The sequence below is a fragment of the Mycobacterium sp. genome (genome assembly GCF_036490025.1).
Taxonomy (GTDB): Bacteria; Actinomycetota; Actinomycetes; order Mycobacteriales; family Mycobacteriaceae; genus Mycobacterium.
Map to the genome: position 1 here is coordinate 54,998 of NZ_DASXEP010000035.1, position 6,221 is coordinate 61,218.

Sequence of the window (6,221 nt, forward strand, 5' to 3'; positions counted from 1 at the left end):
GGTTACCGTTACGTTATGACCACCGATCAAGTTGACGCCCGTCGAGTGCTCAGCACCGCCCTGGTGACTGCGGTCGACCACGTCGGCATCGCGGTCCCCGACCTGGACGCAGCGATTGCGTGGTACCACGACCACCTCGGCATGATCGTGCTGCATGAAGAAGTCAACGACGATCAAGGAATTCGCGAGGCGATGCTGTCGGTGCGCGGAGCAGCGGTCGGCAGCGCGCAGGTTCAGCTGATGGCTCCGATCGACGAGTCGTCGGTGATCGCGAAGTTCCTCGACAAGCGGGGGCCCGGCATCCAGCAGCTGGCGTACCGGGTCAGCGACCTCGAGGTGCTGAGTGAGCGCCTGCGCGAGCAGGGAATCCGGCTGCTCTACGAAGCGCCCCGGCGCGGCACAGCGAACTCGCGGATCAACTTCATCCACCCCAAAGATGCCGGCGGCGTCCTGATCGAGCTGGTCGAACCGGCCACCGACTCAGATCCCGCGAACTGACTTTTCACGACCACTTGCGCGTCGGCCCGCGCGTCGACCTGTTGGCCCAGCACGGCGTGTGCCAGTGCCGCCGGTCATCGACGGCCACTTCATCGAAATCGGCTAACCACACCACCACATGTGCTGTGCCCGAACGAATTTCGTGATCGCAGCCCGGGCAGCGATACGTCTTGGATGCTCGCGCGGCGGCTACCGGCCGTACCTCGTAGTCGCGGCCGTCCGGCCCGCTCTCGATCCGGCGCGGCACCGGCAGCGGCCGAAAAGGCTGCTGCCGACGCGATGAACTGCGGCGTCGAGCCATCGCACCAGTCTAGTGAGGCAACTCAGAACAACCGGTACTCGTCGGAATCCATACCGCGCATCATGTCGTAATCCAGTGTCAGACAACGAATCCCGCGGTCCGTCGCTAAAGTTTTCGCCTGCGGCTTGATCTGTTGCGCGGCGAACACCCCACTCACGGGCGCCAGCAGGCTGTCCCGGTTGAGCAAGTCCAGGTAGCGGGTGAGCTGCTCGACACCGTCGATTTCGCCGCGCCGCTTGATTTCCACCGCGACTGAGCGGCCCTCTTCGTCGCGGCACAACAGGTCGACCGGCCCGATTGGCGTCATGTACTCGCGGCGCACCAAGGTGTAGCCGGCTCCGAGCAGCTCGACGTGCTCGGCCAGCAACACCTGCAGATGGGCTTCGACGCCGTCCTTGACCAGCCCCGGATCGAGCCCCAGTTCATGGTTGGAGTCATGCTCGATGTCCTCGACGGTGATGCGCAACTGCTCGCCGGCTTTGTTCTGCACCACCCAGACCGGCACCTCGGCGTCGAGCTCTTCGGTGAACCAACACGGCGGGCTCATCCAGTTCAGCGGTTTGTAGGCGCGGTCGTCGGCGTGCACGCTCACCGAGCCGTCCGCCTTGAACAGCAGGAGCCGGCGTGCCGAGGGCAGATGAGCGGTGAGTCGTCCGACGTAATCCACCGTGCATCGGGCGATGACGAGGCGCACGCGACTCACCTTAAACGCAGGCGGCAGCAGCAATTAGGCTGACGCCACCATGATGGCCACAAGAACATTCGCGCAGCGTCTGGGTCGACTGCTGGAGGTGGTCACCCGGCAGAGCGGTCGGCTACCGGAAACCCCAGCCTACGGTTCTTGGTTGCTGGGAAGAGTCGCGGAGAGCCAGGGCCGCCGGCGAGTGCGTATCCAGCTCATCCTGACCGTCTTCATCGTCGGGGCGAACGTGATCGGAATCGGCGTTACGGGACTCCTGTTGACCGTCGCCTTCCCCGCCCCGAGTATCTTCGGCGACGCGCCACTGTGGATCACCTTCGCCGTCATGCCGGCCTACTGCGTCGGCGCGCTGGCGCTCGGCACCTACTGGATAACCCGCCGGACCATCGGCGCCCTGCGGTGGGCGATCGAAGAATGCGAACCCACCCCTTCCGACGAACGCGCCACGTTCGTGGCTCCGTTCTGGTTGGCGTTCGGTGTGCTGGTGTTGTGGGTCGTTGGCGCGGTGTTGCTGACGACGCTCTACGGCTTGGCCGACAGCACCTTTATCCCGATCGTCGGTCTCTGCGTCAGCTTCTGCGGCATCTTGGTGTCTACCGCCTGTTATCTGTTTACCGAGTTCGCGCTCCGCCCAGTGGCTGCGCAGGCCCTCCAAGCGGGACGCGCTCCACGACGATTGGCTCCCGGGATCATGGGCCGGACTTTGACGGTGTGGCTGCTGGGTTCTGGTGTCCCGGTGTTCGGTATCGCCCTTACCGCGTTGTTGGGCGGCCTGCTGCTCCGCAATCTGAGCAAGACCCAATTAGCGGTCGCGGTCTTGGTGATATCAACCGCCGCACTGATTTTCGGCTTTGTCTTGATGTGGATTCTGGCCTGGTTGACGGCCACACCGGTACGGGTGGTGCGGGCGGCGCTCAAGCGTGTCGAAGACGGTGATCTGCGTGGCGATTTGGTGGTTTTCGACGGCACCGAACTCGGTGAGCTGCAACGCGGATTCAACTCAATGGTCGACGGGTTGCGCGAGCGCGAGCGGGTGCGCGACTTGTTCGGCCGTCACGTCGGACGCGAAGTCGCCGCCGCCGCCGAACGGGACAAGCCCGAACTCGGTGGCGAAGAACGCCATGTCGCAGTGGTTTTCGTCGATATCGTCGGCTCGACGCAATTAGTGACGAGTCGGCCGGCCGCGGATGTCGTGCGGCTACTCAACCGGTTTTTTGCGGTCATCGTCGAAGAGGTCGACCGGCACTGCGGACTGGTCAACAAATTCGAAGGCGATGCGGCGCTGGCGGTGTTCGGCGCGCCCAACCACCTCGACCGACCGGAAGATGGAGCGCTCGGTGCCGCCCGCGCCATTGCCCGACGCCTCGAGAGTGAGGTGCCCGAGTGCCCGGCCGGCATCGGGGTCACCGCCGGGCAAGCCGTCGCCGGCAACGTCGGCGCCAAAGAGAGGTTCGAATACACCGTGATCGGTGAGCCGGTCAACGAGGCCGCCCGGTTGTGCGAGCTGGCCAAAAATGAGCCGAATCGACTATTGGCGTCTTCGGACACCGTCAACGCCGCGAGCGACGACGAGCAGGCCCATTGGTCTTTGGGCGAAACCGTGACGCTGCGTGGTCATGATCAGCCGACGCAGCTGGCGGCACCCGTCTAGTGTCGTCAGTCGCCGCTCACGCGCCGGGTACCCCGCAGGAGCGCTCCAGCATGGTGCGCGATAGTGCGGAAGTGGTCGATGATCTTCATGCCGGCTTGACGTGCCGGTTGGACGCATGCGGCGTGCCGAACTGCGATGGGGTCCGATTGTGAGCACTCGGTTGGCGGACTTCGTGGTCGATCGCCGGATGCTGCTCATAGCAGCGCTCGCCGTCCCCATCGGCGCGCTGGCAGCAGGTGCGGCGTGGTGCTTGCGGTCAGCGCCGCAGTCGCAGTCGCCACGGTCGTGCGCCAACTCATCCTGGGCGCCGACCCGATGTTCCCGGTGAACGCACACGTCGCCCAAATCCATTGGAACATTGACCTGTTGGCACTTGTCATCGGTGCGTGCGGTGCCGCGGTCGCCATCGTTGCCACCCGATTGGTGTACCTGTCCGAAGATGCTTTTTCGCGGCTGCCAATTCACTGGACGTGGTGGCCCGCGATCGGCGGCATCGTGATCGGGCTAGGCGGGTTAATCGAGCCGCGAGCACTCGGCGTCGGCTACGACGTCATCGACGCGCTGTTGACTGGCCACGCCACCCTGTCGCTCATAGTCGGGATTCTCATTGTGAAAACGGCAATCTGGTCGTTGTCGCTGGGCTCCGGCACCTCAGGCGGCGTGCTGGCGCCGGTATTCATGATCGGTGGCGCGCTCGGAGCCCTTGTCGGACAATGGTTCCCGTCCGTGTTCCCTGGGTTCTGGGCGATTCTAGGGTTGGCCTCCGTGGTCGGCGGCACGATGCGCGCGCCGCTGACCGGAATCGTATTCACCCTCGAACTCACCCGTGCCTGGCCCGCGCTGTTTCCTCTGATCATTGCCTCGATCACCGCCTACGCCGCGTCGGTGCTGATGCTCGACCGCGCGGTTCTGACCGAGAAGATCGCTCGGCGTGGACTGCATCTGACCCGTGACTACACCACCGACCCGTTGGAGGCCTTTTTCGTCGAAGAGGTCATGGGCCGCGAACCGCCCGGCGTTCCGGTGGGCGGCACTGTCGGGACTCGCGACACGTTGCGGCACGCGGCGAATATCCTGGCTGTGGCGCGTCGAACCACGATGTCGCTTTTCCGCTAGTAATGTCGGTGGCTGGGTGTAATTGTCGAACCGTGCACGAAGACTTCGATCGCTGCTACCGCGCCGTCCAATCCAAGGACGCTCGGTTTGACGGTTGGTTCGTCACCGCAGTGCAGACCACCGGGATTTATTGCCGCCCCAGCTGTCCCGTCCGGCCACCGTTCGCCCGTAATGTGCGGTTCTATCCGACTGCGGCAGCCGCGCAGCGCGCCGGCTTCCGGGCGTGCAAGCGCTGCCGCCCGGACGCCTCACCTGGCTCGCCGGAGTGGAACGTTCGCGGCGACCTCGTCGCGCGGGCCATGCGGCTGATCGCCGACGGCATTGTCGACCGCGAGGGCGTCGGAGCCCTGGCCGCCCACCTCGGCTACACCACACGACAGCTGCAGCGATTACTGCAAACCGAGACCGGCGCCGGTCCGCTTGCCTTGGCCCGCGCGCAGCGCACACAGACCGCACGGGTGTTGATCGAGACGACAGATTTGCCTTTCGGCGACGTCGCTTATGCCGCAGGCTTTTCCAGCATCCGGCAATTCAACGACACGGTGCGCTTGGTGTGCGACAGCACCCCGACAGAATTGCGCAGACGCGCGACCGCTCGACCAGGCCGTGCCGCAATGGATCTGCGATCACCGGGAACGGTGTCGCTGCGGCTGCCGGTGCGGGTTCCGTTCGCCTACGAGGGAGTATTCGGCCATCTTGCCGCCAGCGTGGTCCCCGGATGCGAGGAGGTGCGCGAAGGCGCCTATCGACGGACCCTCCGGCTACCATTCGGCAACGGAATCGCCAGCCTGACACCGGCACCGGATCATGTCCGATGCGTTCTGGTGCTCGACGATTTCCGTGACCTGACCACCGCGGTCGCGCGCTGCCGGCGACTACTCGATCTCGACGCCGACCCGGATGCCGTCATCGACCTATTGAGTTCCGATGCCGCCCTGGCCCCGGTGGTAGCCAAGGCACCCGGACAGCGCATACCGCGCACCGTGGACGAGGCCGAACTCGCGGTCCGGGTGGTGCTGGGCCAGCAGGTATCAATCAAGGCTGCGCGGACCCATGCCAGCAGATTGGTGATGGCCTACGGCGATCCGCTAGATGACGCGAACGGCGCACTGACGCATACATTTCCGTCAATCGAGCAACTCCGCGAAGTCGATCCCGTCCATCTGGCCCTGCCGAACGCACGCCGGCGAACGGTCACCGCCCTCATCGCCGGGCTGGCCGATCGCAGTGTTGTGTTGGACGCCGGTTGCGATTGGGAGGAGGCTCGCAGTCAACTTCTCGCGGTGCCCGGCATCGGTCCGTGGACGGCGGAGGTGATCGCAATGCGCGGTCTGGGGGATCCCGACGCCTTCCCGGCCAGCGACCTCGGATTACGTTTGGCCGCCGAACAATTGGGGTTGGCGAGCGATCACCGAGAACTGAGCGAGCGAAGCCGCCGGTGGCGCCCTTGGCGTTCCTACGCCACCCAGCATCTGTGGACAGCGCTGGAGCATCCGGTGAACCACTGGCCATCCAAGGAGATCGCATGACTCACTACCGCACCATCGACAGTCCGATCGGACTCTTGACACTGGCGGGCCACGACCAGGTCCTCACCAACCTGCGGATGGTCGACCAGACCTACGAACCGAGCCGCACCGGCTGGTCCTCCAATCCCACGGCATTCAGCGACGCCGTGGATCAACTGACCGGGTATTTCGACGGCCAGCTCACCACCTTCGACCTCGAGCTCGATCTGCGGGGCACCGAGTTTCAGCGGCGGGTCTGGCAGGCGCTGCTGACGATCCCGTTCGGAGAGACCGGGTCATACGGACACATCGCAGAACAGATTGGCGCGCCTGGCGCCGCCCGCGCCGTCGGATTGGCCAACGGCCACAACCCGATCGCCATCGTCGTCCCGTGTCACCGGGTGATCGGTGCCAGTGGCAGCCTCACCGGGTACGGCGGTGGTGTTG

Annotated in this window: 7 protein-coding genes; 5 read left to right on the top strand and 2 right to left on the bottom strand. The window is 65.0% G+C overall.

Annotated features, from left to right (window positions below):
- The first annotated feature begins 15 nt into the window (after window positions 1-15).
- Complete coding sequence (gene mce / locus VGG53_RS04560) at window positions 16-498, top strand: methylmalonyl-CoA epimerase (RefSeq protein ID WP_331516802.1); 483 nt, start codon at window positions 16-18, stop codon at window positions 496-498.
- Window positions 499-502: 4 nt separating this feature from the next.
- On the opposite strand, the gene VGG53_RS04565 is transcribed toward mce, so the two are convergent.
- Both VGG53_RS04565 and nucS read right to left on the bottom strand, forming a co-directional pair.
- On the bottom strand, window positions 503-799 hold the full coding sequence (locus VGG53_RS04565) for a hypothetical protein (protein WP_331516803.1): 297 nt from the start codon (window positions 797-799) through the stop codon (window positions 503-505).
- A 22-nt stretch (window positions 800-821) separates the two neighbouring features.
- Window positions 822-1,493: an endonuclease NucS gene (nucS, locus tag VGG53_RS04570; protein WP_331516804.1), complete on the bottom strand. Its 672-nt coding sequence runs from the start codon at window positions 1,491-1,493 to the stop codon at window positions 822-824.
- A 49-nt stretch (window positions 1,494-1,542) separates the two neighbouring features.
- Here nucS and VGG53_RS04575 point away from each other — a divergent pair, with 49 nt between their 5' ends.
- The 4 genes from VGG53_RS04575 to VGG53_RS04590 all read left to right on the top strand — a co-directional run.
- A complete protein-coding gene (locus tag VGG53_RS04575; protein ID WP_331516805.1) occupies window positions 1,543-3,150 on the top strand; it encodes an adenylate/guanylate cyclase domain-containing protein in 1,608 nt (535 codons plus the stop codon).
- Window positions 3,151-3,393: 243 nt separating this feature from the next.
- Window positions 3,394-4,266 (top strand): chloride channel protein, encoded by an 873-nt coding sequence (locus tag VGG53_RS04580; protein WP_331516806.1) that lies wholly within the window; start codon window positions 3,394-3,396, stop codon window positions 4,264-4,266.
- 32 nt (window positions 4,267-4,298) lie between these two features.
- The gene (locus tag VGG53_RS04585; RefSeq protein WP_331516807.1) at window positions 4,299-5,795 is read left to right on the top strand and encodes an AlkA N-terminal domain-containing protein; all 1,497 of its coding nucleotides are present in this window, start codon (window positions 4,299-4,301) and stop codon (window positions 5,793-5,795) included.
- A partial coding sequence (locus VGG53_RS04590; RefSeq protein WP_331516808.1) for a methylated-DNA--[protein]-cysteine S-methyltransferase occupies window positions 5,792-6,221 on the top strand: 430 nt, incomplete at its 3' end. The genes VGG53_RS04585 and VGG53_RS04590, both read left to right, overlap by 4 nt.